The organism is Pseudoalteromonas ardens, from assembly GCF_030125445.1.
Taxonomy (GTDB): Bacteria; Pseudomonadota; Gammaproteobacteria; order Enterobacterales; family Alteromonadaceae; genus Pseudoalteromonas; species Pseudoalteromonas ardens.
This window is the reverse complement of sequence record NZ_JASJUV010000002.1, coordinates 517,431-541,135: the sequence shown is the minus strand read 5'-3', so window position 1 is coordinate 541,135 and position 23,705 is coordinate 517,431. Positions and strand designations below refer to the sequence as shown.

At 42.6% G+C, this 23,705-nt stretch carries 25 protein-coding genes and 1 pseudogene; 22 read left to right on the top strand and 4 right to left on the bottom strand.

All coding sequences use genetic code 11. The features are described 5' to 3' along the window. The first annotated feature begins 80 nt into the window (after positions 1–80). The 3 genes from sucC (at position 81) to QNM19_RS07365 (ending at position 4,319) form a co-directional block, all read left to right on the top strand. Entirely contained in the window at positions 81–1,247 is a 1,167-nt protein-coding gene (gene sucC / locus QNM19_RS07375; protein ID WP_010381475.1) for an ADP-forming succinate--CoA ligase subunit beta, read from the top strand. Next, positions 1,247–2,119, top strand: coding sequence for a succinate--CoA ligase subunit alpha (gene sucD, locus QNM19_RS07370; RefSeq protein ID WP_010381473.1), 873 nt, complete (start codon positions 1,247–1,249; stop codon positions 2,117–2,119). Before sucC ends, sucD begins: the two co-directional genes overlap by 1 nt. Positions 2,120–2,381: 262 nt before the next feature. Continuing rightward, a complete protein-coding gene (locus QNM19_RS07365) occupies positions 2,382–4,319 on the top strand; it encodes a hypothetical protein (RefSeq protein ID WP_284026538.1) in 1,938 nt (645 codons plus the stop codon). A 267-nt stretch (positions 4,320–4,586) separates the two neighbouring features. Here the strand turns inward: QNM19_RS07365 and QNM19_RS07360 are convergent, their stop codons facing one another. After that, positions 4,587–5,657 (bottom strand): DUF3083 family protein, encoded by a 1,071-nt coding sequence (locus tag QNM19_RS07360; RefSeq protein ID WP_010381469.1) that lies wholly within the window; start codon positions 5,655–5,657, stop codon positions 4,587–4,589. 253 nt (positions 5,658–5,910) lie between these two features. Between QNM19_RS07360 and glnS the strand changes: the two genes are divergently transcribed. The 3 genes from glnS to QNM19_RS07345 all read left to right on the top strand — a co-directional run bounded on the left by glnS (position 5,911) and on the right by QNM19_RS07345 (position 9,959). Next, the gene (gene glnS, locus QNM19_RS07355; RefSeq protein ID WP_010381467.1) at positions 5,911–7,572 is read left to right on the top strand and encodes a glutamine--tRNA ligase; all 1,662 of its coding nucleotides are present in this window, start codon (positions 5,911–5,913) and stop codon (positions 7,570–7,572) included. A gap of 174 nt (positions 7,573–7,746) precedes the next feature. After that, the gene (locus QNM19_RS07350; RefSeq protein ID WP_049865434.1) at positions 7,747–9,570 is read left to right on the top strand and encodes a protein kinase domain-containing protein; all 1,824 of its coding nucleotides are present in this window, start codon (positions 7,747–7,749) and stop codon (positions 9,568–9,570) included. A gap of 92 nt (positions 9,571–9,662) precedes the next feature. After that, a complete protein-coding gene (locus tag QNM19_RS07345) occupies positions 9,663–9,959 on the top strand; it encodes a hypothetical protein (protein ID WP_010381464.1) in 297 nt (98 codons plus the stop codon). A gap of 510 nt (positions 9,960–10,469) precedes the next feature. Here QNM19_RS07345 and QNM19_RS07340 read toward each other — a convergent pair. After that, a complete protein-coding gene (locus QNM19_RS07340; protein WP_284026537.1) occupies positions 10,470–10,712 on the bottom strand; it encodes a phage integrase N-terminal SAM-like domain-containing protein in 243 nt (80 codons plus the stop codon). Between the two features lie 486 nt (positions 10,713–11,198). On the opposite strand from QNM19_RS07340, the gene QNM19_RS07335 reads away from it, so the two are divergent. The 10 genes from QNM19_RS07335 (at position 11,199) to QNM19_RS07290 (ending at position 17,983) form a co-directional block, all read left to right on the top strand. Then, a complete protein-coding gene (locus QNM19_RS07335; RefSeq protein ID WP_049865437.1) occupies positions 11,199–12,209 on the top strand; it encodes a PDDEXK family nuclease in 1,011 nt (336 codons plus the stop codon). A gap of 111 nt (positions 12,210–12,320) precedes the next feature. Further along, the gene (locus QNM19_RS07330; protein ID WP_049865438.1) at positions 12,321–12,653 is read left to right on the top strand and encodes an immunity protein Imm33 domain-containing protein; all 333 of its coding nucleotides are present in this window, start codon (positions 12,321–12,323) and stop codon (positions 12,651–12,653) included. Between the two features lie 111 nt (positions 12,654–12,764). Further along, the gene (locus tag QNM19_RS07325) at positions 12,765–13,070 is read left to right on the top strand and encodes a hypothetical protein (protein WP_049865439.1); all 306 of its coding nucleotides are present in this window, start codon (positions 12,765–12,767) and stop codon (positions 13,068–13,070) included. A 347-nt stretch (positions 13,071–13,417) separates the two neighbouring features. Further along, positions 13,418–13,600: a hypothetical protein gene (locus tag QNM19_RS07320; RefSeq protein WP_049865440.1), complete on the top strand. Its 183-nt coding sequence runs from the start codon at positions 13,418–13,420 to the stop codon at positions 13,598–13,600. A 105-nt stretch (positions 13,601–13,705) separates the two neighbouring features. After that, positions 13,706–14,074 (top strand): VOC family protein, encoded by a 369-nt coding sequence (locus QNM19_RS07315; protein ID WP_284026536.1) that lies wholly within the window; start codon positions 13,706–13,708, stop codon positions 14,072–14,074. Between the two features lie 73 nt (positions 14,075–14,147). Next, entirely contained in the window at positions 14,148–14,438 is a 291-nt protein-coding gene (locus QNM19_RS07310; RefSeq protein WP_049863104.1) for a DUF3144 domain-containing protein, read from the top strand. A 97-nt stretch (positions 14,439–14,535) separates the two neighbouring features. Next, the gene (locus tag QNM19_RS07305; RefSeq protein WP_049863044.1) at positions 14,536–14,952 is read left to right on the top strand and encodes a DUF5071 domain-containing protein; all 417 of its coding nucleotides are present in this window, start codon (positions 14,536–14,538) and stop codon (positions 14,950–14,952) included. A gap of 84 nt (positions 14,953–15,036) precedes the next feature. Beyond that, the gene (locus tag QNM19_RS07300; protein ID WP_049863045.1) at positions 15,037–15,558 is read left to right on the top strand and encodes a DUF6795 domain-containing protein; all 522 of its coding nucleotides are present in this window, start codon (positions 15,037–15,039) and stop codon (positions 15,556–15,558) included. Between the two features lie 949 nt (positions 15,559–16,507). Then, a complete protein-coding gene (locus QNM19_RS07295) occupies positions 16,508–16,861 on the top strand; it encodes an energy transducer TonB (RefSeq protein ID WP_284026535.1) in 354 nt (117 codons plus the stop codon). 768 nt (positions 16,862–17,629) lie between these two features. Further along, a complete protein-coding gene (locus tag QNM19_RS07290; RefSeq protein ID WP_049863049.1) occupies positions 17,630–17,983 on the top strand; it encodes a DUF4431 domain-containing protein in 354 nt (117 codons plus the stop codon). 649 nt (positions 17,984–18,632) lie between these two features. On the opposite strand, the gene QNM19_RS07285 is transcribed toward QNM19_RS07290, so the two are convergent. Then, positions 18,633–19,208: a TetR/AcrR family transcriptional regulator gene (locus QNM19_RS07285; RefSeq protein ID WP_284026534.1), complete on the bottom strand. Its 576-nt coding sequence runs from the start codon at positions 19,206–19,208 to the stop codon at positions 18,633–18,635. 143 nt (positions 19,209–19,351) lie between these two features. On the opposite strand from QNM19_RS07285, the gene QNM19_RS07280 reads away from it, so the two are divergent. The 3 genes from QNM19_RS07280 to QNM19_RS07270 all read left to right on the top strand — a co-directional run bounded on the left by QNM19_RS07280 (position 19,352) and on the right by QNM19_RS07270 (position 20,848). Then, entirely contained in the window at positions 19,352–19,768 is a 417-nt protein-coding gene (locus QNM19_RS07280) for a GFA family protein (RefSeq protein WP_082225310.1), read from the top strand. A gap of 126 nt (positions 19,769–19,894) precedes the next feature. Next, positions 19,895–20,275, top strand: a complete 381-nt coding sequence (locus tag QNM19_RS07275) for a RidA family protein (RefSeq protein WP_049863051.1) — start codon at positions 19,895–19,897, stop codon at positions 20,273–20,275. Between the two features lie 117 nt (positions 20,276–20,392). After that, positions 20,393–20,848, top strand: coding sequence for a hypothetical protein (locus QNM19_RS07270; protein WP_049863052.1), 456 nt, complete (start codon positions 20,393–20,395; stop codon positions 20,846–20,848). Positions 20,849–21,329: 481 nt separating this feature from the next. On the opposite strand, the pseudogene QNM19_RS07265 reads toward QNM19_RS07270, so the two are convergent. Beyond that, positions 21,330–21,474: pseudogene (locus QNM19_RS07265) on the bottom strand (IS4 family transposase); the annotation flags it as partial. 178 nt (positions 21,475–21,652) lie between these two features. Between QNM19_RS07265 and QNM19_RS07260 the strand changes: the two are divergent. The 3 genes from QNM19_RS07260 to QNM19_RS07250 all read left to right on the top strand — a co-directional run bounded on the left by QNM19_RS07260 (position 21,653) and on the right by QNM19_RS07250 (position 23,649). Continuing rightward, a complete protein-coding gene (locus QNM19_RS07260; protein ID WP_284026533.1) occupies positions 21,653–22,291 on the top strand; it encodes a hypothetical protein in 639 nt (212 codons plus the stop codon). 464 nt (positions 22,292–22,755) lie between these two features. Beyond that, positions 22,756–23,118, top strand: a complete 363-nt coding sequence (locus QNM19_RS07255) for a hypothetical protein (RefSeq protein WP_049863055.1) — start codon at positions 22,756–22,758, stop codon at positions 23,116–23,118. 111 nt (positions 23,119–23,229) lie between these two features. Next, positions 23,230–23,649, top strand: coding sequence for a hypothetical protein (locus QNM19_RS07250; protein ID WP_049863056.1), 420 nt, complete (start codon positions 23,230–23,232; stop codon positions 23,647–23,649). Positions 23,650–23,705 lie beyond the last annotated feature (56 nt).

Genomic DNA, 23,705 nt, shown 5'->3' with positions numbered 1-23,705 from the left:
TACTATGGGCGCAATTTGGGATAGCTGATTATTTGCATAAATATTCAGCTTTTTTAGTATAAAAAATTGGATAAAGCATCATGAATTTGCATGAGTATCAGGCAAAACAACTTTTTGCCGAATATGGTTTACCTGTATCAGAGGGTTACGCTTGTGACACGCCTCAAGAGGCTGTAGAAGCTGCTGGTAAAATCGGTGGTGACAAGTGGGTTGTAAAATGTCAAGTACACGCTGGCGGCCGTGGTAAAGCGGGCGGTGTAAAACTAGCAGACAGCAAAGACGAGATCCGCGCATTTGCTGAAAACTGGTTAGGCAAAAACCTGGTAACCTACCAAACTGACGAGAAAGGTCAGCCAGTTGCTAAAATCTTAGTAGAAAGCTGCACTGATATTGCAAATGAGCTATACCTGGGTGCTGTTGTTGACCGTGCTTCACGTAAAATCGTGTTCATGGCATCAACTGAAGGTGGTGTTGAGATCGAAGAAGTTGCTCACAACACACCAGAACTAATTCACAAAGCTGAGATCGATCCACTAGTCGGTCCTCAGGCTTACCAAGGTCGTGAGCTTGCGTTCAAACTAGGTCTGAACCCAACTCAAGTTAAGCAGTTCACTAAGATCTTCATGGGTCTTGCTGACATGTTCATCAACCACGACTTTGCACTACTAGAGATCAACCCTCTGGTAATCACTGACGAAGGTAACTTGCACTGTCTTGACGGCAAGATCGGTGTAGACGGCAACGCATTGTTCCGTCAGCCTAAGATCCGTGAATTCCACGATCCTTCACAAGAAGACGCGCGTGAAGCTCACGCAGCAAGCTTCGAGCTGAACTACGTTGCACTAGACGGTAACGTAGGTTGTATGGTTAACGGTGCTGGCCTAGCGATGGGTACAATGGACATCGTAAACCTGCACGGCGGAAAGCCAGCTAACTTCCTTGACGTAGGTGGTGGCGCAACTAAAGAGCGTGTATCTGAAGCGTTCAAGATCATCCTTTCTGATGACAACGTTAAAGCTGTACTAGTTAACATCTTCGGCGGTATCGTTCGTTGTGACATGATCGCAGAAGGTATCATCGGTGCGGTTAAAGAAGTTGGCGTAAACGTACCAGTAGTTGTACGTCTTGAAGGTACTAACGCTGAAGCGGGTCGTGAAGTACTAGCTAACTCTGGCCTTGACATCATTGCAGCTGAGTCTCTAACTGACGCTGCTGAGAAAGTAGTTGCTGCTGCGGAGGGCAAATAATGTCTGTACTAATTAACAAAGATACTAAAGTAATCTGTCAGGGTTTCACTGGTGGCCAGGGTACTTTCCACTCTGAGCAAGCTATCCAGTACGGTACGCAAATGGTTGGTGGTGTTTCTCCTGGTAAAGGCGGCACAACTCACCTGGGTCTGCCAGTATTCAACACTGTACGTGAAGCGGTAGAGTCTACTGGTGCAACTGCATCTGTAATCTACGTACCAGCTGCATTCTGTAAAGACGCTATCCTTGAAGCGATCGACGCAGGTATCGAGCTAATCGTATGTATCACTGAAGGCATCCCAACACTTGATATGGTTGATGTTAAAGTGAAGCTGGAAGAAACTGGCGTTCGCATGATTGGTCCTAACTGCCCAGGTGTTATCACTCCGGGCGAGTGTAAGATCGGTATCATGCCTGGTCACATCCACCTTCCTGGTAAAGTAGGCATCGTATCTCGTTCAGGTACTTTGACTTATGAAGCGGTTAAGCAAACTACTGACGCTGGCTTCGGTCAGTCTACTTGTGTAGGTATCGGTGGTGACCCAATCCCAGGCACTAACTTCATCGACGTACTGGAAATGTTCCAGAACGATCCTAAGACTGAAGCAATCGTAATGATTGGTGAGATCGGTGGTACTGCTGAAGAAGAAGCGGCAGAATACATCAAGCACAACGTGACTAAACCAGTTGTTTCTTACATTGCAGGTGTTACAGCGCCTCCAGGTAAGCGTATGGGTCACGCTGGTGCAATCATCGCAGGCGGTAAAGGTACAGCTGACGAGAAGTTTGCTGCACTTGAAGCTGCAGGCGTTAAGACCGTTCGCTCACTTGCTGAGATCGGTTCTGCACTAAAAGAAAAAGCAGGCTGGTAATCACTTTACCTGTACTGTAAAAAAAGGCGCCTCAGGGCGCCTTTTTTGATCTTTTCTTTACAATTCTCCTGATAACTTATTGTCTCATTTGATGTGTTTTTCTGTATAATCCGCGTTCGATTTTTTGCTTGTCTTACCTCTTTGCTTTAGAAGGTAATCTCATCACAGTGTCTGTCTCAGCATTGTTATTTGACCTTGTTTGGTAAGCAGCATAAAGCACCATTTTTTATCATGTCGCTATTTTTTGCTTATAGGAAATTGTATGAGATTTTTATTGGGATCGTTGATGATTGCCTTACTCGCTGGATGCGGTGGAGGGTCATCTGAATCAACTGGTAATGCTACGCCGGGCACTCAGGGTGGTCAAAGTTCAACTCATAATACTGCTCCGACTCTGAAGAGCGACGAGGGGACATGGGTCATTTCTGCCAATGTGCAGAGCACCAAGCGCTTTGAATTAAGTGATAAAGAAGGGGATTCTGTTAGTGTTTCACCAGAAGAACTGCCTGAATGGCTGAAGTTGGATCAAACAGGCAATGCATTTTCTTTAGTTGCTGAGCCAGGTATCTTTGATGTGGACACTCATAGCATAGCGCTAGTGCTGTCGGATTCTAAAGACACGTCTGCTCAGACTATCGTTATTCAGGTAACCGCAGATCCCGAATCTCACCCTTCAGAGACGATCACTTTGTCCGACGATGCTGTAAAGGGTACCTGGTCTAACCAATCTGGCGATGTGCTATTTCACTTTACGGATGATAATAAGGGGCTGGGGCTGTATAAGGATCAGGGCTTCGCATTTGACTGGAACAACCAGGATGATATTGAACTGACTACACGAGAAGCCGAATGTATCGCACACTGTAGTCGTACTCAGTTTTTACCTATTGAGGTTGTTGCACAACAAGGCGATAAAATAGCGGTAAAAATACATGCCAGTGAGCAGGACTACGAGTTGGTTGTGTTAACAAAAGGGGATGTGAAGTCACTCGAACACACCTACTACATTGAACAACGTTTATCTGATGACATTTACGTCAGTAAACTATCTACAAGTACCAGCTTACCTAGCCTGATTGGTGGAGCTCTGACTGTTGACTATGAAGACTACAAACAACAAGTGCCGTTTCATTATGCCCCTTACTATGATGGTGATAACTATCTGATTTTGAGCGGCGGACCGGAGCGAAACCTCTTTGGCCGTTCATTAGAGAAAGAATTTCTGAATACCAGTACACAAACATTTAAAAAGCTAAGTTTTGACCCCAATATTCTCAGCGCAAAAATTGTAGCTGCGAAGGGTGACTTTGTGGCTCTGGAGTTTGTGTATCGTTTTGAAATTGTGCCGACATTGGATTCAGGCTTAGTACCAGAAGCTGAATGGGGTAATTATGAAGGGCTCGACGATGTTATGGTCCCTAGGCGCAGCTATAAAATATACCGTGGCCTGGAGATGATGGACATTCCTGAGCTCTCTGCGGGCAGTCAAACTTTGGGGCTCTCGCCGATTCTCAGTGGAGAGTTGTCGACGGGGGGAACATTCAGTGCTGTGAATACTACGCTCGAATTCACCTCTGCTACAGCGGGGGTTTATACCGTAACAGATGGTGTAACGGGGGAGCAGCACCGTTTGGATGTATCAGTAAGCAAAACACAAGATACACTGAGTTATACATTTGCTGAATACACGCAGACGGTCAGATATGGACAGTTTTTCAATAATCAATCTGCTTATATAAAAGAGCGCGGCGGGGATTCGCCTTTTATTCTGGCAAGCATAGCAAAACTACCTGGTCAGGTTGAGCCAACGCAAGCAGATTACATGCGGACTTTTTACATCGATACCATGGATTTGAATAACAAAGGCCGACACCTGGTACTTGAGCCTCAGTCTGATGGTAGGGCGATTATATACACTGGCGGTATTTTCGGCCCTAATGGCCGTTGGCAGATGGAAGACGACAACAGTATGAGTTTTATTCTGCCGTGTAATGAAGATACCTATGCAGAGTGCCTGAGTGCCCAGACCGAGAAAAATGTACTGAATTTTAAGTTGCTATATAAACAAAGGGAAGGGTATTGGTTTATGCGAGAGCATACCCATTACAGCCAGGATGACAATCAGCAATGGAATAGTCGTATTACTCACAACATGCAGTTCTTACGTGTATGTGATGTATGCTACTACTCCAGCAATTAAAATGATTTTAAAAAGGCGCCTGAGGGCGCCTTTTCTTTTTAACTCTGCCATATGTTTACAAAGGCATGCCTACACCACATGTCTGCACAAACACCCATTAGCACATTGCTAGATTCTTATTGCTATTATCGAGTTATCTTATCGCCCATTTTGTGGTGAACCAGCGGGCTGCGAGTAAGCCAGGGAGGTGGTCAGGTGCGAACTTGTTATTTTGAGGGGCAGTGCAAAATCCGTTAAAAGCGGGGGAGGGGCCCCCGCTGAACAGGTTTAATCCTGATAACTGATATGCTGGAAGAAGCGTACAATCACATCTTGCTTTTCAGGGTTAATTGGCAGTTTGCCGGTTAAACGACGGATCATGGTTTCGGCGTTGTTCATAAACTTACCATACCCAACGTCTTTTTTATCTTTGTCGCTGGCGACCACCACAAAATGCATGGTATCGCACAGGTGTTCACCTGCCCAAATAGAGCGCACCTGGCCATCGAGCGCCGAAGTATCAAAGCTGAGCTTTTGTAATTCGCGGTTTGCGTCTGATTTATCTATCTGACTGCTGCGTACCAGCGGCAGGCGACCATCTGCGATAAAACCAACATGAGTCAGTTGCAGCTGGTCGCATAAAGTCAAAAAGCTGTCTTCAATGCTGCGATAAAACTGAGCATAGTCGCCCGGGCGCATCTGACTTTGATATTCTGTTTTGATTGCACGGGTGATAGGCACAGAAAACGACACATAGCTCATCTCTGAGTGTTGCTCTGGTAAGCTACAGTTACGTGCCTGATAACGCGGATATAAACTACGCAGCTTGTATCCATAGCTTTCCCTGTGACCTTTCACCTTAGCGAAAATATCATAGGTCAGATGCTGATGGTCGCGTACTTTATAAGACAGGCCTTCTGGCTCATATTGCTCTTTTAAATCGTCTAGCGCTTTTTTCACTTTGCTGTGAAAACTGGCCGCATTGGCGCGTAATTCGTCACCCGTTGCCAGGAATAACAAGCGGATTTTGCGCGCTCTGTGATCCGCTTCGTAGTGTATCTTGTGACCTTCGTGATATTTAGGGTTGTAAAAGAACAGGATCTGCTTATCCGTTTGCAGGCTGTAGGCCTCATCGTGATAGCGCACGACTGGCAGCTTGTCATTAGCAATCACGTGGACGTTAAATAACTCATGTTCGTCGCAAATGGCAAACAACTTTCGGGCCAGGCGTTGGTAGCAGCTTTCTACGTCGTCAAAACAATCGAAGAATGCGTCGCTGGGTTTAAACTCAGCCAGAATATAATGGTTGTTGCGTGCGTTCGTTGGAATGTAAACGCGGTGAAGATTCATTGATGCCATAGGTTTTTCCTTGCGATACCTCTGTTGTTGACGCCTATGATAGAGCGAGCGTGTGACGAATATATTGCGCTAGAACAAAATTTGTCATAAAAATGACGCGCCATTTTACACTTGAATTGGCTGTTTTATGCCCAGGTTTACACAATTGCGTGGTAAATCTGTTCTCGCCTCAGTTTTACGCTGTTCGTTGCGCGAACTTTTTGTAATAATGCCTCAGTTAACTGGTACTAAATTTTCAGAGGAATGAGTTCCTATGGCGGAAGCAGAAAATCGCCCAACAAACTTTATAACAAATATCATTGATGCGGACTTGGCCAGCGGCAAGCATGGCGGCACGCACACGCGCTTTCCACCGGAGCCAAATGGCTACTTACATATAGGTCATGCTAAGTCTATCTGTCTGAACTTTGGCATCGCTCGCGACTACCAGGGCCTGTGTAACCTGCGCTTTGACGACACGAACCCGGAAAAAGAAGATCTGGATTACGTTAACTCAATCAAAGAAGACGTGCAGTGGCTGGGCTTTAACTGGGACGGTGAGATCTGCTATTCGTCTAACTACTTTGACAAGTTATATGAGTACGCGGTTGAGCTGATCAACAAAGGCCTTGCTTACGTGTGTTTCCTGTCGCCAGAGCAGGCGCGTGAATACCGTGGCACCCTAACTGAGCCGGGTAAAAACAGCCCGCATCGCGACACCTCACCAGAAGAAAACCTGGCGTTGTTCGAAAAAATGAAGAACGGTGAGTTTAAAGAAGGCGAGTGTGTACTGCGTGCTAAGATTGATATGGCCAGCTCTTTCATGGTGTTGCGTGACCCTATTATCTATCGTATTCGTTTTGCTCACCACCATCAAACGGGTGACAAGTGGTGCATTTACCCAATGTACGACTTTACGCACTGTATTTCGGATGCGCTGGAAGGGATCACTCATTCACTGTGTACGCTGGAGTTTCAGGATAATCGCCGTTTGTACGACTGGGTACTGGACAACATTAGTCTTGAGTGTCACCCGCAGCAAATTGAGTTTTCTCGTCTGAACCTTGAATACACTGTGATGTCAAAGCGTAAGCTGAATGACCTGGTTGTGAATGGTCAGGTAGAAGGCTGGGACGATCCGCGCATGCCAACCATTGCCGGTCTGCGTCGTCGTGGTTATACCCCAGCGTCTATTCGCGAATTCTGTAAGCGCATCGGTATTACCAAGCAAGACAACATGGTTGAAATGGGCATGCTAGAAGCCTGTATCCGTGACGACCTGAACGAAAATGCACCCCGTGCGATGGCTGTGCTTGATCCGGTTAAGATAGTCATTGAGAACTATGATGCCGAGCAGGTTGAAATGCTTGACGCGCCTAACCACCCGACGCTGGATATGGGCTCACGTCAGCTGCCGTTCACACGTGAAATCTTCATCGAGCGCGATGATTTCCGTGTTGAAGCAAATAAAAAGTTTAAGCGTCTGGTACTGGGCAAAGAAGTGCGTCTGCGTAATGCCTATGTGATCAAAGCTGAGCGTGTTGAAGAAGACGACGCGGGCAACATCACCACGATTTACTGTACATACGATGCAGATACTCTGGGTAAAAATCCGGCTGATGGTCGTAAAGTGAAAGGGGTGATCCACTGGGTCTCTGCAAGTCACTGCATTGATGCAGAAGTACGTCAGTATGACCGCCTGTTCAATGTACCAAACCCGGCTGCTGCGGAAGATTTTGCAACAACGCTGAACCCGGACTCACTGGTGATCATTGCAAATGCTAAGCTTGAGCCGTCTCTGGCAGAAGCAGCAGCTGAGCAGGGCTTCCAGTTCGAGCGTTTAGGTTATTACTGCCGTGATAACAAGGGTGACACGCTAACGTTTAACCAGACGGTTGGTCTGCGTGACTCCTGGGCGAAAATCGAAAACGCCTAACACGTGCAAATAACAAAAAGGTCGGCTCATGTCGGCCTTTTTTAATTATCATGCCCGAACTTCATAACCGATTTGATAACATACGCTTGCAGCAATCGATGAACATCCATTGGTTGCACTAGAGGTGAGTATTACAGTCGTACACTAAACGGATAGCGTTAAACGGACAGTTATATGGCAGAAAAGTCGATCCACAACTTTTACATCAATGAACAGCAGTCGGTGTATTTGCTCTCACATAAAGATGCAAAAAAACACCGTCAGTGGCTCAACATCTGCCAAAAGCAACTGACTTTGCTGGGCTATCGGGATGTGGAAGTGATTGGCTCTGGGGCTTTTGGTTTTGTCTTTGCCGGTATTGATGAGCAGGACAGGGAATGGGTGTTTAAATTCTCCCGCATTACACTGGCACAAAGCGTGCGCGACCGCCTTGAAGACGAAGCGTATATGCTGTCGCAGATCCATAACCCTATGGTGCCCGAATTTTACGCCTTTGAACGGGTAAAAAAGCAGGGGATCCTGATGATGGCCCGCGCAAAAGGCGAAGATCTGGAGCAGTGGTCGTTAAAACGTGGTCGCTTTAAACCGCATGAACTGGTGCACCTGGCTAATAAGCTACGTAACGTTTTAGTTGATTTACGCGACCGTAAAAATGGCATGTCGCCGCAGCCTGTGGTGCATGGCGATATTAAACCCTCTAACATCGTCTGGGATGTACAAACAGATAGCTTCTCGCTGGTTGACTGGGGTAGCTCGGTGTATGCACAGCTTGATGCCCACGGCGAGCCCATTGCCAGCAATATCATGGATCTGATGTCCTCTGACATCAGTAGTACTAATGCCCGAATGGGCGATGTGTATTTTATCGGTGACGAACAGATGTCGGGTGCGCGTTCTTCGCCGCGCTTTGACGAGCAGGGCGTGGCATCCACAATCTATGCACTGGCCAGCGCTCAGTCCTGCCGTTTTGGTGCCGCTGTAATTCCTGCAACCAGCTTGGGGCTGCCGCAGGCATTTGCCAGAATGATCGATGCAATGCTGAGTAAAGACAAAGCCACACGCGATCAGGCCGGTGACTACTTTATGCGTAATATGCCGGCAATGGCCCGTATGTATTTGCCTGAACTTGAAACAACGCCTAGTAAGGCCAGCATCCCATTCTGGTTCACTGAAATCGATGAAGAGCCAGACACCGTTGTGTACAGCTCTCGCAAACAGTTTTTACGCCGGGCCGATCATAACCAGCAACTGTTGGATGTGAACGACGCTCAGCTTGACCGCTACTATAAAGAGTTTTTGTTTGATACCGGCGATAGCGAAAAGGCGTTTCTGGCGTCCATCAGCCGGCTGGCAAAGTATCCGGTAGTAGGCGGTCTGAGTTTTCACTGGAAAGACGCTTCGTTGTTTGTTGAATCCAGCCTGGTACTGCACGATGAATCTTTGCAAAGTGCTTTTACCGATGCGGTAAATGCCACTGTGATGCTGGCTCAAGGCATAGAGCAGAAAGGCTTATTTAAATGCTGCCTGTTCGACGCCAGACAGACCATTCAGCTTCAGCGTGACGGCACAGGTGCGTTTATTTTTGATCAGGTTCCTGAGCTGCAATATACGGTATCGGACATTGGCACCAGCGAAATCGCCAGGCCGCATTCTTACTTTGAGGACGGCAAAGACCCCGATGAGCAACTACAATTACCACGGCAGATAGTGCAGTGTGTATTTGAGCTAAACCAGATCCATCATACCGGCTGCATCATTTTTGAGTCGCTCAACGACCGCCTTAAAATTCACCATTATTATTGCCTGCTGGATGCCAGTAAAGAGCGTGAGTTTAAAGTGCTGCTGACCCGTATTATGCAATATGCCATGAGTATTCAGGACTTTGGCGTCGCAGGCTTTATGAAACTACCCTATAAAAACACCCGCGAATTTGCCTTATGCGCAAGGCAACCGGATCACTTTTATCCCAAAGACCCAAAGGCTGCTGTACAGGGCTGAATGAGGCCGTCTACGACTAAGATATAACAAAACGCACGTTGCACATCAGCCCGTCCTCCGCCAAGATAAACAGCGAACAACCGGAGGGAAACATGGATCAGGAAACACGCCGAGAGCTGCTCAAACTGAGCTGGAGCATGCACGACGAAGTAGAGCAGGCCATATTAAAAGACAGCGCCAAACAGGGCGACGACAACTGGACAGAAAAGCAAAAGCTGCTGCTGGCAGATATGTCGCTACACCTGCTGCAAACCGCACTTAAACCTAATGGGCTTAGCCAGGAAAAGCTTAAAAATAACCTCAACGCTATTCTAACGCTCAGTGACGACTTTATCGACGAAGTCGACTTACGTAAAACTGCCGATGCTCTCTATGGGCTGGATAAGTGATTGGGTGCTGATCCTCCAATCAGCATTTAGTCTCTAATCCTGTTTCATGCACTTGCGCTTATTAGTCATTCCGGACGCGTGCAAGACGGGATCTACTTGAACAGCACGCAGTTGTGCCTCGTTAAAGGCAAACCTAACAAACAACTCCGTCATCCCGGACGCGAGCGAGTCAGGCTCTACTTGAGCAACATGCAGCAGTTTTTGAATGAAAATAAACCTAACAACAGCTCCGTCATCCCGGACGTGTGCGAGCCGGGATCTACTTGAACACCACACAGTTGTACCTCGTTACAGGCAAACCTAACAAACAACTCCGTCATCCCGGACGCGTGCGAGCCGGGATCTACCTGAACACCACACCGCTGTGCTTCGTTACAGGCAACGCAGAAGGCAACTCCGTCATCCCGGACGTGTGCAAGCCGGGGTCTACCCGAACACTACACAGCTGTGCCTTGTTACAGACAAACCTGAAAATCAACTGCGTCATCCCGGCCGCTTGCGAGCCGGGATCTACTTACAAACCAAACAACAGCGACTAGTTACAGATAAACCTGTCAAACCATATGCACTCAAAACAGTGGGTAATGTGACATCCCGCTTACTGAATGAATAGTTCAAACCTTTGATGTCTCGCTTTATAATAAAACGGTACAAAAAAATGATGGCGCACAGCGCTTGATTTTGCGTTGCAGCGCTCACCGCCCGGTTAACGGCCAAGTGGTTTAGGAAACGCTCTATTTCCCTGTTGCCCATATTAGCAGGATGCTTTTGTCATTGAATAAAATGTAGCCTTTGCTCCAATATAGATAGCTTTTCTCTGTTTTGAGGCTGTAGTGCTTGGTCCTCAGCTCAACGCGTACAGATTCCAAAAAAGGCGAATAAGACATCTTTACCCCGAGTGCTGTTTTTTTATACAGGTATAGGTGAATACGGCCATTTATCAAGTCAAATTTCTCGTTTTCTCCGCGCTTGAAGGTCTCGTTTAAGTCAAACACCAATTTAAGTTCTTTATATTCATGAGGTTAGTAGTTTTACATAACGAGACCCCAAGTCTCGCTATGAACAAGGCTCGGTTTCAACAAAGCCATTTTGGCTTGAGCAATGAGAGTAATGGTGGTAGGTTATTGTTATTTATATGAATAAATTAATTTGGCTGTGGATCTTTACGGTTTTAGGAACTGGGTTTAACCGGCATTCACGCTAATAAGCTGTTAGCATTATTTAGCAGGAAATTTCCAAATGGAAAAAATCTTCGAATTAGATTTATCAGACAAAAGAAAACCAAAGTTTGAGCTATACCGAGAGATTAGCCCTTCAGACTACGATATCTATGAAAAAGATATAGAAAACTGGTTTGCAGAAAATTTGAACGTACTTTTCACAGATGCTGACTCCGTGTTTATCTTGTCCCAAGAATCCAAAGGGGAGAAGCAAGCAGATATACTTGGTATTGACTCCCAAGGTAATTTGATAATTATCGAATTAAAAAGAGGACTTGCCGATCGAACTACCGTTGGACAGGTATTAGATTATGCCTCCACTTTAGCCGCTTGGGAGTATGAAAACTTTAACGCTCGGTACAAGTCTTATAAAAACAACGGAACTGAATTAATTGACGAATATCGTAAATTCGTTGACTCCCAAGATTTTTCGAAGGATGAGTTGTGTAAGAAGCAAAGATTATTCATTGTTGCTCCACATTTTGAAGAAGAAATATCTCGAATAGTGCATTGGTTAAGCAGTTACGATCTACCAATTGATGTTGCGCCTTTTACATTGTATCTAAAAGGGGACGAACTACTCCTAAAAGTTAATCAGATCAATGTCGAACCATTATCTTTTGGGTGTAAATGGGGAGGCGATTGGTTTTTTAATACCAATGAAACCTATAGCCGGGGCGCATATAAAAATATGCTAGAGCACTCTTGCATTGCAATTTATGGCTACTCTAACCCAGAAGAAATGCTTTCGGCACCTAATGATGGAGATCGTGTTTTCTTTTATAGAAATGGTGTCGGGATTATTGCAATCGGTGAGTTTGAATCAACTATTGAGTCCAGCAATAGTATTTTTGGTAAGAAAGATGAAGGCGAGTATATAAGGAAAGTCAAAAATATAGTAGAAGTTCCGAATGGCATTAGTGCTTCAGAAGTTAGAGGTTTAGGATATAACTTACCAGTAAGAAGTACTTTGTGTAAAATTTACAATGATAAAGTGGCAGATTTAATTGTGCGCAGAGCGAAAGCATAATGCTAACAAAGCATTTAAGAGTGATTCGCAACACTTGGCAGTTTCGCTTCGCTCCAGTATAGCCAAGCGCTGCTCACACCTTAATGCGGCGTTATATGCCTAAGGAAGTCAATGAGTAAGCAGGTAGATATTTGCGCGCAATTCAACGCAGAATATACGCCTTGTAATAGTGCGGAAAAATTGGGAATTGCCATTGAAACAATCGGTAAACTTCCTATAAATGGCCTAAGACACGTTGCAGAAAATGGAACTTGTGGTTGGTATATCTGGTGTGGTGAAGAATGGAGCGATGAACCAGACTTCTTCAAACCATTACACGTTAGTCATATTGATAAATACCTTCCTCAAATAGTGCCTTATTTAGCATTGCCTCCTGGGCATCGGTTTCTAATTACTGATGGTTACGAGGATGTGTGGCAAGACTTGGCTTTAATCGGCATATAACAATTTAATTAAACAATGGACGCAAAACAGCAGGCTTGCGCTCATTCTTCGCTTAGTTTAGCCTGCTATTTTTCGCCGTTTATTAAGGCGTTAGTTTTCAAAAGTTGAGCTATGTGGAATCAAACTGATAATGGAGAAACCATTGGAACAATAGGTTCTGAAAGTGGTGAAATAATTAAGGACGAGGAGCATTCCAAAGGTGCTCGCCTAACTTTGGAAAAAGGTGGTGATATTGCACCATACTCAATAACAAGTGGAGTGTACGGGTGCTTCTTTCATACAATTTATTTATCAACCCTAGAAGAGGGAGTAAACGAGTTGTATGCAATGAAAGCTGAAATATCAGAGTTCTTTGATACTGAAACAACAAGTGATGAAGAACATGATTGGATTATGGCGTTTGTTGGTAGGCATTAAAAACTAACAAGTGCCTAAACCAAAGGACGCAAAACAGCAGGCTTGTGCTCCTTCGTCGCTAATTTTAGCCTGCTATTTTTCGCCGGTTAGGCAAGCGTTAGGGTTCAAGGATGATTTCGGAAAACTTTTCATGGTCTGAGAGTATTTATCTAAAATACGATTCCAGCGAATATGATCTTCACAATGATTTTGATTTCATCGAAGTTAATTATATTATTTAAAATCAATCGGTTACTCTAAAATGGAAAAGAGGTACTGGAAATTGGGTCAATCAAAATCAACCTGAGTTCATTGTTCTAAATATTTCTAATGTATCTCAATTTGAATTTAAACCTAGAGATTCTGTTATGCCTTTCACAGAAGATGACTGCCTAGAGAGTTTTGGTTTTCTATCAGACGATGAATGGTGCGACGGTCAATTTTGGGTTGATAAAACCCCAGATGATAACTGGCTTTGGTCATTTGCTTTTCAGTCTGGAGCAGAGATTATAATTGGGGCTAAATCAGCAGTTGTGCAAATTGAACCCTAACAAGCCACTGAAGTGCGGGACTGCCAACAGTTTGCTCGGTTTCGCTTCGCTTCACAATTTTAGCAAACTGTTTTCAGCCCCTTAGTGGGGCGTTAAGTGACAAGCATGTATGCACCACCACCGAAAATGAATTTAGTTGTAATTCGATCTAAAGATTTTAATAAGACGAAAAATTTTTATTTTATGCTTGGATTACTCTTCGTTAAGGAAAAACATGAAGGCGGTCCTGAACATTATGCATGTTCTGTAGATGGCTTTGTGTTTGAAATATACCCTCTTAAGGAGGGAGATGTGCCTACTACAAATATACGTCTAGGCTTTGAAATCGATACTGTTGATGGATACATACACGAGATTGAAGGGTTTGGTGGGGTAGTGGTTACACCACCTTATGACAGCTCAGCAGGAAGGAAGGCTGTAGTAAAAGACCCTGATGGTCACACTATTGAATTACTATGTAAGCACGGCACTTAACAATTAAATCAAATCGGACGCCGCATAAGGCGCGGCGCCCCTTATTTAGACGTTATGCATTAAAGGAGAATCCATGCAGGATGTAGATGATGAATTTTACGAACGTGCTGATGCGCATATTCATTTGTCTAACGAACAGATAAATGAGAAGGCTACTCTGGGTAAAGTCAGTGCCTCAAATATGTACGCTACTGCTCGTTTCAATGCTTGGGTTAGTGCTTGTGGCTGGAGCAATGGCCAAGAAATGGCTGAATCCAAGCAGGAAACATTGGAATACTTTGTAACCGAATATCGGAAAATGCTTGCAGAAAATCTAGATGATTATATCGAGAATTTCGAGTCATATATGCTGCCTGGCGAATAATGCATAACAAGCCGCTGAAATTCGTTCCGGCCACAAAAAGCGTGGCCTTCACCGGGTTCGCTAACGCTCGCCGTTTAGCGGGGCGTTATACGCAATTATGAATTTGAACTTTGTGCCACAAAATAAGCACGATTTAGGTGCATGTAAGAACTTATGTAATCTTACGAGTGGGGAGTTGACATCTCACGTTGAGATTCTTCTTCCGTGGCTTCAAGATATGAATTGGCCTGTTGCATTACCCATATCTGAAAAGTTAGCCGAGGCGAATATTGAAATAGTACCATTTATAAATGAGGTACTGGCAGGTGATGATGAAATATGGAAGTGTAATGTTATCGAGCATTTAATTATGAAATTGAAGCCAGATGTCATGGAGTTAGCCTTGGCTGAAGTTGTAAGGATTATTAATTCACCTTCAAAATCAGAAGCTGATGAAGGCGTTAATCTAATTGCACGAGAAGCTGTGTTTTATTACAGTCACTGCGTATCAAGGGCATTAAGAACGGAACCGTAACAGTTGGCTCGGTTTCGTTCCGCTTCACATTGTAGCCAACAATTACTTGTCCGCTTATGGCGGCGATAAGCACAAGGAAATAGAGTGAAACATCTTTACCTTTCTTTTACCTTTTTGATTTTCATAAGTGGGTGCACATACTCAACCTTACATTATTTCCCATCAATAAAAGGGGTAGTGACATTAAATGGCAAACCTTTAGAAAATGTTGTTGTGGAAAATTTCTCAACACGAGATTTCTCGCATTGGTCTCCTCAGTTTTATGCAAAAGTAGATAAGTATAAAACTAATGAAAATGGCGTGTTCAATATTCCCCTGTTCACCCATACCGGACTTGTTGGCCCACATGTCCACAAAATTGAATCTCGAATATTTATCTATCATGAAGACAAAGTTTATATAGGTCTTATTGGTGTTAGAGATTATATGGATAACAATAAAATTGACGTTTCTAAACCCATCAAATTAACTTGTGAATTATCTGACGCTGTAGTTGAAAGCGTAATTCCTGAGCTAAATGGTGACCGATATTGGGAAAAGAATGAACTAGAGTACCGCTACACTGGAGTGTGTGCTTATAACAAGTCAATAACGTCGGACGCGTAACGCTTGGCTCGTGTTCGTTCCTCATAGGTTTTAGCCAAGCATTACTTGGCCTCTTATTGAGGCGTTAGTGTTCTTGGAGTTTTAGTTGAGAATTAGAGCTAGCCGACAACTCAAAGCGGAAATGTTTAAAAGAGTACTTGTCGCATTAACTTTGTTCGGTGTGGCAATATATATTTTGTCATCACCGGATGGTGTTTGCTTTGAAATATTTTATAAAGAGTTATGTAACTCAGAAGATAAGTCGGTTGTTCTCACATGGATTCTAGTTGCGGACTCTTTGTTACTTGCTTATGTCATGTCGCCATTTGTTAAGTATGGTGCATTGAAATTCTTGATAAAGTCGAAAAACGAACACTAACAAAGTACATTGAAAGTGCAAACAAAAAACAGTTAGCTTTGTTCGTACCTCACAAATTTTAGCCAACTATTTTTAGCCGTATATTTGCGGCGTTAGCAACACAAGGGAAGCATGGCTTTTAATTGTCCACACTGTAATCAAATAAGCGTTAGCCACTTTTCTAAGCTTCTATCTTTTGAAGGTAGCCCTGCGACATGTTCAAACTGTGGTAAACACTCAATTGATACCAAAGGCGCAAATGACTCTTATCGGCGAATAGTTTTCCTTGGCCTCTTTGTTTTGGGTTGGTTATCACTATTTACTCAGACTATTTTATATTTGGCTATCTGGTTTGCTTTCACCATAATATTTCCAATTTACTCTCTTTACTGCGTGCCGTTGGAGCCAATTGAAACTGATAAAGTGAAACGCTATAAATCCAAAAAGCTTGTTTCTATTGGTGTTTTTTCTGCTTTAGTTTTATTGGCGGTAATCTTTGGGTAGTATTGCTAAGAAGCTGTACAAGCGGGACTGCTAAAGTTTGGCTCGGTTTCGCTACGCTACACATTTTAGCCAATCATTATCAGCCCCTTAGCGAGGGCGTTATAAGCCATGATGATCGAACTAGTTTTAGCCACAACCTTAGTGTCATTTGTTAATACCGAAATGTATGAGGTAAGTTCGTGCTTAGGTGAAAAATTTGAGTTAATTGAAGCTGCAAACCCTCAGTGGCCGATACATTCCGAGAGGTTCTTAGGTGTCGGTTACGTTGATTTTAGGGTAACAGTGAATTGTGAAGGTAAGGTTGTAGAGTACCAAATTACTCGCTCCCAGCCAGGAGGAATTTTTGATAGGCAATCACTTCGTGCGTTAAAGAAGTGGAAATTTAACTCATCAAAGCATGCAGAACGTTGCTTTGATGTAACTTTTAAATACGAGTCGGAAAAATTTGAGTATAACAAGTAGATCAAGCTCGTTCGTAAACTCACTGGGACAATTAATAGTTGGCTTGGCGCTTCGCGCAAGTTTAGCCAACTATTAATTGGCCCTTAGCAAAGCGTTATGTGTACCAGAGGGAATGTGGAAGAACGAAAAATAGCTCCAATAATTATATTAGCAAGCTCCTTTGTTGTCGCCATTTTTAATGGTATGATTATTTTTTCAATTATTCAATATTGGTTTAATATAGGTAAAGCTCCACATGAGGCTTTAATTTTCGCTGTGTATTTAATTTTTCCCGCTTGTGTATTCGTTTTTATTAATTCTGTGGTGTTTTTGTTCGGTCATAAGTTCTTAAATCACCTATTAAAAAGAATTTGTGCGGTTAATTTATGCTTCTCCTATGGTTTTATTCTATATATTATTGAGGCGTCGCTGTAAAGGTACACATAGAAAGCGCATCAACGCATGGACTGATAAAGCTTGGCTTGGCTCGTGCGCAGCCAATTTTAGCCAAGTATTATTACCCCGTTGTGCGAAGTGTTAAGAGGCAAAAATGGTTCGATTAATGTTCTATATTTTTACCATTCTTTACAGCAACATGAGAAAGATTGAATAGACATCAATGGAGCGTCCATGTATGTCACTTAAATCCAATTAAGTTTTTTAAAACGTAGGCGTAAGTCGTAATATACAAGGCAATCATACGTGGGACGTCTAAAGCTTGGCTGGCGCTCATTCTTCGCTAACTTTAGCCAAGCCTAATACGCCCCATATTGCGGCGATAGAGTTTTCATGAAATATTTAGCATTAGTTATAGCATTAGTTTCTTTTGATACTTTTTCAAGTATGCCTACTAATGGAGAAAAGGTTACTATTTCAGGAATAATAGTGCTTTCGGAAGTTCTTGTTGAAGATAAGCTTATAAAATTTAAAACCATTAAGCTTGAACAAAAACAGTGCTTTAAAGCTGATGGTGTTATCTCTGATAAAGAACAATGTTTAGGTACATTGCAACTCGTTACTCCAAATACTATTAGTTTAAGTTTGGGACAAAGGTATTCTTTAATTGGCGATGCGTTTCATTGGCATACAGCACACCATCATACAAAAGTGTTGTTTATTGTAAGGTCAGCCAAAAAACTCTAACAAGCGCATTATGAGCGGAACCAAAAAGCTTGGCTTGGTTTGTGCCTCACCAATTATAGCCAAGCATTTTGTTCCGCATATGCGGGCGTTAAGAGGCAAAGATGGTTCGAGTAATAATCTATATTTTTACCATTCTTTACAGCAACATGAGTGTAGCTGAAAGTCTGCTGTTGGCTGAGACAGATGCAAACAAATTCTATAAAGGGTTTCGGGAGCTTGTGTTAGCTAACGAGCGCAATAAAGTATCAGAGCTATTTGCCTATCCGCTCACTAGTCACGTCAAAACTAAAGCAGATCTCCTCGAACAATACGAAACTATTTTTACTGAGCACTTGGTTTCACTAATCAAGTGCACATACACTGTAGAACAAGTTGGGTGGCGCGGTTACGCGGTTATATGCTTCCGGCTGGTGCGCTTTGGATTGACGGCAAGTACTTCGGTGACTTAGAACCGATTAAAGGATCACCATCTTATGTCGATGACATAAAGGCAAAGGTGGCAGACACGCAACACTGGTACATGCGCGTTCAAGGAGTTAACCAAGGTGTAGGCAAGTGCGAAAATACCTCTTAACAATTTAATTATTATTAAAAATTTCTACACTATCGCTTCGCTCTAAAGTGTGTAAAAACTCCCCAAATTAAAGTGTTATATTCCTCCCAACTTTGCGCCAGCTTCTCGTCTGCATGCTTCTAATAAGCTATGAATAGAATCTGGATCCTGAAGCTTTCTTGCTATAGCTACTGCCCCGATAATCATTGCTGTTACCGACAAAATATCTTGCTCGTCACAATCCGTGTAACTTTTCGCGTATTCCATAATTGCTGCATTCATACCATGGAAAGTGTTCGCGTAAGCTATATTGGCCTCATCATTTTTCATGTTGATGTCTGTAACTAAGAACGCTAGCGGACATGGATTTTTTTCTTTCACATGATCCAGACTTAGGTATTCATTTAACAACAGACATAGCCATTGTTTATTTGATAAATCTTCAGGCTTAAGGTTGGCAAGCTTAGTACTACTGGAAGCGAAACTTAATGCTTCACGGTAAAGCTCAGCTTTGCTCGTAAAGTGGGCATAAAAAGCGCCTCGGGTAAGTCCACAGCCCTTCATCAAATCATTGATTGTAACGCCTTCAAAACCTTTTAATACAAATTGCCTGAAGGCACTATCAAGAATTTTTTCGCGGGTTTTATTTTTGTGCTCCTTTGTGTAGGGCATAAGGCCAGGCCTTCTCATATTTATATATGTTCTTTATCATATATAAGTTCTACTCTAGGATGAAGTCGATCTTTGGATGGAAAAGTCAATATGAATTTGAGTTCACCCTATCCATTTCTGGAATCAACCACACTGGAGATAGCATGGAAAAACACATTGGAAGTTGTCGTTGCGGCGACATTGAATTTTGCTTTGATAATGATCCTATAAATTCTACTTTTTGCTATTGTAAGGACTGTCAAGCGCTTACTGGATCGGATAAATGGTTTGGGCTTTGGGTGCCAAGAGAAAACTTTTCTTTTACTAAAGGTATACCCTCATCGTATACGCGTTCTGGAGATTCAGGAAAAGAGGTACATTATCACTTCTGTAGTATTTGTAGCACGGCTTTGTGCGCAGAGATAACAGCGGGTAATTTTTACTCTGTATCGGCAACGTCGTTAAAAAATAATAACTTCACTCCAAAAATGTCGATTTATGCATCTTCAGCACCATCGTGGGCTACCTTTCCTAACAATGTTCCAAAATTTGACATTTTACCTCCAGGAATGGCAGGCTAAACGTATGACAAAAAAGCTGAAATAGGCTATGTGAACAGGAATATAACAAGGCGCTGAAACCAACTGGCAAAGCTGTTATTTGTTTTGTCAGCGGCTGAGCGCCGCGTTATAACTACAGGTCGACTTATGAGAAAAACTATAAGTTCAGGCTCGCATCTTGAAGAACCAATAGGTTTTTCTCGTGCCTGTCGTGTCGGAAATCAAATCTCTGTTTCAGGGACTGCCCCAATAAAGAATGGTGAAACTGTTTATATTGATGACGTATACAATCAAACGAAATATTGCCTTGAGCTATCAATTGGTGCGATAGAAGAAGCTGGAGGGAATATTAGTGATGTTGTTAGAACTCGGATTATGCTTACTGATATTTCTCAATGGGAAGAAGCGGCAAAAGCCCACGGTGAGTTATTTTCAGCTATTAGACCAGCCTGTACTTTTGTTGAAGTAAGCCGTTTCATTGACGAAAAATGGTTAGTTGAAACAGAAATTGACTGTGTAGTACTGTAGTTATAACACGCAGATCAAGGTGGGACTTTTAACTGTTGGCTAGGTTCCGCTCTGTTACATATTTTAGCCAACTATTTAAAAGTCCCTTATTGGGGCGTTAGCTATACAAGGATAGTTATGAGAATTTCTTCATTATTTTTAATATTGTTTTCTTTTTCTACTTTTGGAGCGCCAAATCCATCTCTCGCCATTGGAAGCTGGGTGTGCGATTCATTTACAATAGGCGAAGAAGTTGAGGGAATCTTCGATGTTTCTCATACTGTCGAATACAGAAAGGACGGTACGTCAACAGACACTCATATATACCGACTAAGAGGCATGGAAGAAGATGTATGGCTTAAAGTAGCACATTCAGGCCCCTGGAAAATAAACGAGAATGTAATTACCGAGGAAGCAACAAAAACGGTAATTCTTGATGCCTCAATTCCCGAATTAAAAAATTCGCCAGAGATGTTTAATGCTGTTTCTTATGAGGGTGAGGTATTCATATCAGAAATTGTCGAGTTATCAGAGTCGAAGTTCATAACGAAATACAAAGAGCTTGAAGAAGTAGGTACTTGTGTAAAAGTATAGCTAACAAGTTACTCAAAAGGACGCAAAACGCTTGACTTGCGCTCCTTTGTCGCTAACTTTAGCCAAGCATTTATGCTCCCATTAATAAGGTGTTAGGTGCATATGCATAAGAGTCTTAAGTTCGTCGATTTGCTCGTTAGATATATGGCAATTGTTGGACTAGCTGTATTTGGATCTATAGCGGGGCTTCTCGCCTTAACGGCATTGGGGTCCCCTGGTCTAAGTGGAACATCTCAAATTTTGGGTACGCTACAGATATTGGTATGTGTGGTTGCGATTTGGCTTGTTATGTATATGGCGTACTCACCTAAATTGCTGGCCAAATATACACCGCTGTCGGAATCCGTGGCCGTTATAATTGCTAGGATTATCGTTTACCCAATTGGGACTGTTCTAGGATTCTTACTAATAAGGCAAATTCTGCTCGTAGCAGTGCCTGATTTACTTAGGGTGTTTCAGTGATGAGATATCAAAAATTCATTATGTTGTGCTTAGCAGCGGCAGGGCCCTTCATATATCTACCCAGCTCAGTAAGTGAAAGTTTATTACTACCGAGCAAAGTCTCAGTTGTCAGCATTAGTGAGTCAAGGCGCCGGGCATGAATTTGGGGCAGCTTTTCTTAGCATATCGCGTAGAATGATGGTATCACGCGTGGCATTGTTATCTGGTTAGTTTTTTTGAAATAAATTGGAACAAACAATGCCGAGTGTCCATCATTTTGATTTAAAATAGAATTGTCTAGGGCTCTCAGAGTTGGGCGTTAGGTTCAATTCACACTGAAAAGGAGTATTCGGAATGTCCGGTATGGAAGAGCAAAAACTACGGTCAGAAATATTCAAAAATTACTGGGGTGTGATTGCAATCATACTTGGAGGTATTTGGGCACTATATAATTTCCATATCTTACGAACTGAATATTCTGCACAACTGGACTTATCGGTAAAAGAGTCAAAATTAGTAGCTCTAGATTTAGACATCGAAGTGTCCATTCTAGATGTACATTGCGAGGATAAAATTGGATTAGAGTTAGACGTATTGATCGAAAACAAAGGTTCCTATCCAATAAAATTAAACTTAGCAAATGAAAAAACTGGTTTCGGTGTTACAAAAGTTGTCGAAGGAAACGATAGTAATGGACACCCTAATGTTAAAAAGTTCTATCCAAGTGTTCCATACAGTTTTCATTACAATGGCTTTTGGGCGGAAAAAAAAGCTGTAGTGGCATTACCAAATGTAATTACGAAAATAACGTATTTTGTTACCGTAGATGAACCAGGGTATTATCTTGCTTCTTTCTTTTCTGCAATACCGCAAGAATCTTTGAATCTAATTGAAAAACACACAAAAGGCAAAGAGGGTGGTACAGCATCGGCTTTAAATACATGGTCGACAATTAAATACTTTTCAATACCTAATCACACCAAAAGCATTGAGTGTAATTAGCAAGTAGAGAACCTAGCTAGGGTTTTCAAGTCGGAATCGTAACAGCTTGCTCGGTTTCACTTCGTTTCACATTTTAGCAAGCTGTTACTTTACGCTTAAAAGGACGTTATTTTTCAGTTGACTTATGGCAATCCTGAAGAAAGGATCACGTAAATTAGTTGTTGACTCTGTAGAGTACAGGTGGACGATTTGAAGCAAACGGGCATATAGTCAGGGCGCTTTTGGAAACCACATGACCGCTGCAGCAGAGTCAGCCAAAAAGTCTGGCGCTGTTTTATCTATAGCATTTCCTTGGATATAACTACCTGTAACACCAAAAGATACTGAAAATTGCATCAGGTCTGCTCTTCAAACTGGTTGGCAACCTGAAAAGAAAGGTAGCGCTTTTAAATTTGTTTATGAAATGAAAGCATAATAAAGTCGTAAATGCGGGCACAACGGCGTTATAAGCCCATGGAACATAGATGATGAATTCGGATTTAGCGAGACATAACTTAAAGCTTGTTGAAAAATCAGTTTGGATTACCGCGTTTGGCTTATGTGTATTGATTGCTCTTCTTGCTAATTATGATAGAGCCGATTTAGCAATTTTAATTGGTATTCTTACAGGGCTAATTATTGGCATTGTTAGTCCTTATTTATGGCGAAAAGATTACAAATTTATGAATATAATTATCCCGAATTTTTTGTTGGTTTTTCCTGGAATTCATTTCATAAATTCAACAGACAGCGTTAATGTCGTATTCCAGTTCTATTCGAGTGTTATTTGCATTACTGGTTGTTATTGGTTGGTTTTTAAAGAAAAATTAGTTAGGTATTTGAAGTAGGTTTATAACAAGCAATGCAATTCGGATGCAAAATCCTGTCGCTTTTTTCAAAGACATGCGCCAAAATTTTTTATCGCTTAGGCGGGCGCTGGCCATACATCACGGAAGCATATGTCAAATTTAAAAATAGCTAAAAAGCTTTGTAACTTTTTAATCGAAGATGCAAAAGAAGATCTATCTCTGGTCGGAAATCTGGCAGACCTGTCAGGCTTCGATTTCCACGGGCTGGTAGTTGAATCAGTCCTGAGCCAGTTCAAGGAAGCATATGGTGGCCTTTGGGTTGGGGGAGCGGTCATCCTTACTCAAGATCATATTAATTTTACCCCAAACACCTTGAACGAAATATTCCACAAGGGCGACAATGCTCTTAGCATTCCTTTAGCGCATATCTTCAATATTGACCTTGAATTTGGCTTCTTGACGAAAATCATCGCTGTCACAACACCGTACGGGATCTTTAAATTTAGATGCTTTGGCGCACAGAACTTTATGCAGAAGATTGAAAGCCAAATACAGCACAGAAATACCTAACAAATGCATTAAAACCGACCCATTACACGCTTGCTGGACCGGTAACAGGCCCCAAA

Excerpts from the sequence above, each read along its gene's own strand:
- QNM19_RS07325 (WP_049865439.1), top strand. The coding sequence starts at position 12,765 with ATGTGGAATCAAACTGATAATGGAGAAACCATTGGAACAATAGGTTCT.
- QNM19_RS07280 (WP_082225310.1), top strand. The coding sequence starts at position 19,352 with ATGGAAAAACACATTGGAAGTTGTCGTTGCGGCGACATTGAATTTTGC.
- QNM19_RS07360 (WP_010381469.1), bottom strand. The coding sequence starts at position 5,657 with ATGGCATCAATGAATCTTCACCGCGTTTACATTCCAACGAACGCACGC.
- QNM19_RS07320 (WP_049865440.1), top strand. The coding sequence starts at position 13,418 with ATGCCTTTCACAGAAGATGACTGCCTAGAGAGTTTTGGTTTTCTATCA.
- QNM19_RS07250 (WP_049863056.1), top strand. The coding sequence starts at position 23,230 with ATGTCAAATTTAAAAATAGCTAAAAAGCTTTGTAACTTTTTAATCGAA.
- QNM19_RS07285 (WP_284026534.1), bottom strand. The coding sequence starts at position 19,208 with ATGCCCTACACAAAGGAGCACAAAAATAAAACCCGCGAAAAAATTCTT.
- QNM19_RS07335 (WP_049865437.1), top strand. The coding sequence starts at position 11,199 with ATGGAAAAAATCTTCGAATTAGATTTATCAGACAAAAGAAAACCAAAG.
- QNM19_RS07305 (WP_049863044.1), top strand. The coding sequence starts at position 14,536 with ATGAATTTGAACTTTGTGCCACAAAATAAGCACGATTTAGGTGCATGT.
- QNM19_RS07260 (WP_284026533.1), top strand. The coding sequence starts at position 21,653 with ATGGAAGAGCAAAAACTACGGTCAGAAATATTCAAAAATTACTGGGGT.
- QNM19_RS07255 (WP_049863055.1), top strand. The coding sequence starts at position 22,756 with ATGATGAATTCGGATTTAGCGAGACATAACTTAAAGCTTGTTGAAAAA.
- QNM19_RS07310 (WP_049863104.1), top strand. The coding sequence starts at position 14,148 with ATGCAGGATGTAGATGATGAATTTTACGAACGTGCTGATGCGCATATT.
- QNM19_RS07315 (WP_284026536.1), top strand. The coding sequence starts at position 13,706 with ATGTATGCACCACCACCGAAAATGAATTTAGTTGTAATTCGATCTAAA.
- sucD (WP_010381473.1), top strand. The coding sequence starts at position 1,247 with ATGTCTGTACTAATTAACAAAGATACTAAAGTAATCTGTCAGGGTTTC.
- QNM19_RS07275 (WP_049863051.1), top strand. The coding sequence starts at position 19,895 with ATGAGAAAAACTATAAGTTCAGGCTCGCATCTTGAAGAACCAATAGGT.
- QNM19_RS07295 (WP_284026535.1), top strand. The coding sequence starts at position 16,508 with ATGATGATCGAACTAGTTTTAGCCACAACCTTAGTGTCATTTGTTAAT.
- sucC (WP_010381475.1), top strand. The coding sequence starts at position 81 with ATGAATTTGCATGAGTATCAGGCAAAACAACTTTTTGCCGAATATGGT.
- QNM19_RS07345 (WP_010381464.1), top strand. The coding sequence starts at position 9,663 with ATGGATCAGGAAACACGCCGAGAGCTGCTCAAACTGAGCTGGAGCATG.
- QNM19_RS07270 (WP_049863052.1), top strand. The coding sequence starts at position 20,393 with ATGAGAATTTCTTCATTATTTTTAATATTGTTTTCTTTTTCTACTTTT.
- QNM19_RS07350 (WP_049865434.1), top strand. The coding sequence starts at position 7,747 with ATGGCAGAAAAGTCGATCCACAACTTTTACATCAATGAACAGCAGTCG.
- glnS (WP_010381467.1), top strand. The coding sequence starts at position 5,911 with ATGGCGGAAGCAGAAAATCGCCCAACAAACTTTATAACAAATATCATT.
- QNM19_RS07290 (WP_049863049.1), top strand. The coding sequence starts at position 17,630 with ATGAAATATTTAGCATTAGTTATAGCATTAGTTTCTTTTGATACTTTT.
- QNM19_RS07340 (WP_284026537.1), bottom strand. The coding sequence starts at position 10,712 with ATGGGCAACAGGGAAATAGAGCGTTTCCTAAACCACTTGGCCGTTAAC.
- QNM19_RS07365 (WP_284026538.1), top strand. The coding sequence starts at position 2,382 with ATGAGATTTTTATTGGGATCGTTGATGATTGCCTTACTCGCTGGATGC.
- QNM19_RS07330 (WP_049865438.1), top strand. The coding sequence starts at position 12,321 with ATGAGTAAGCAGGTAGATATTTGCGCGCAATTCAACGCAGAATATACG.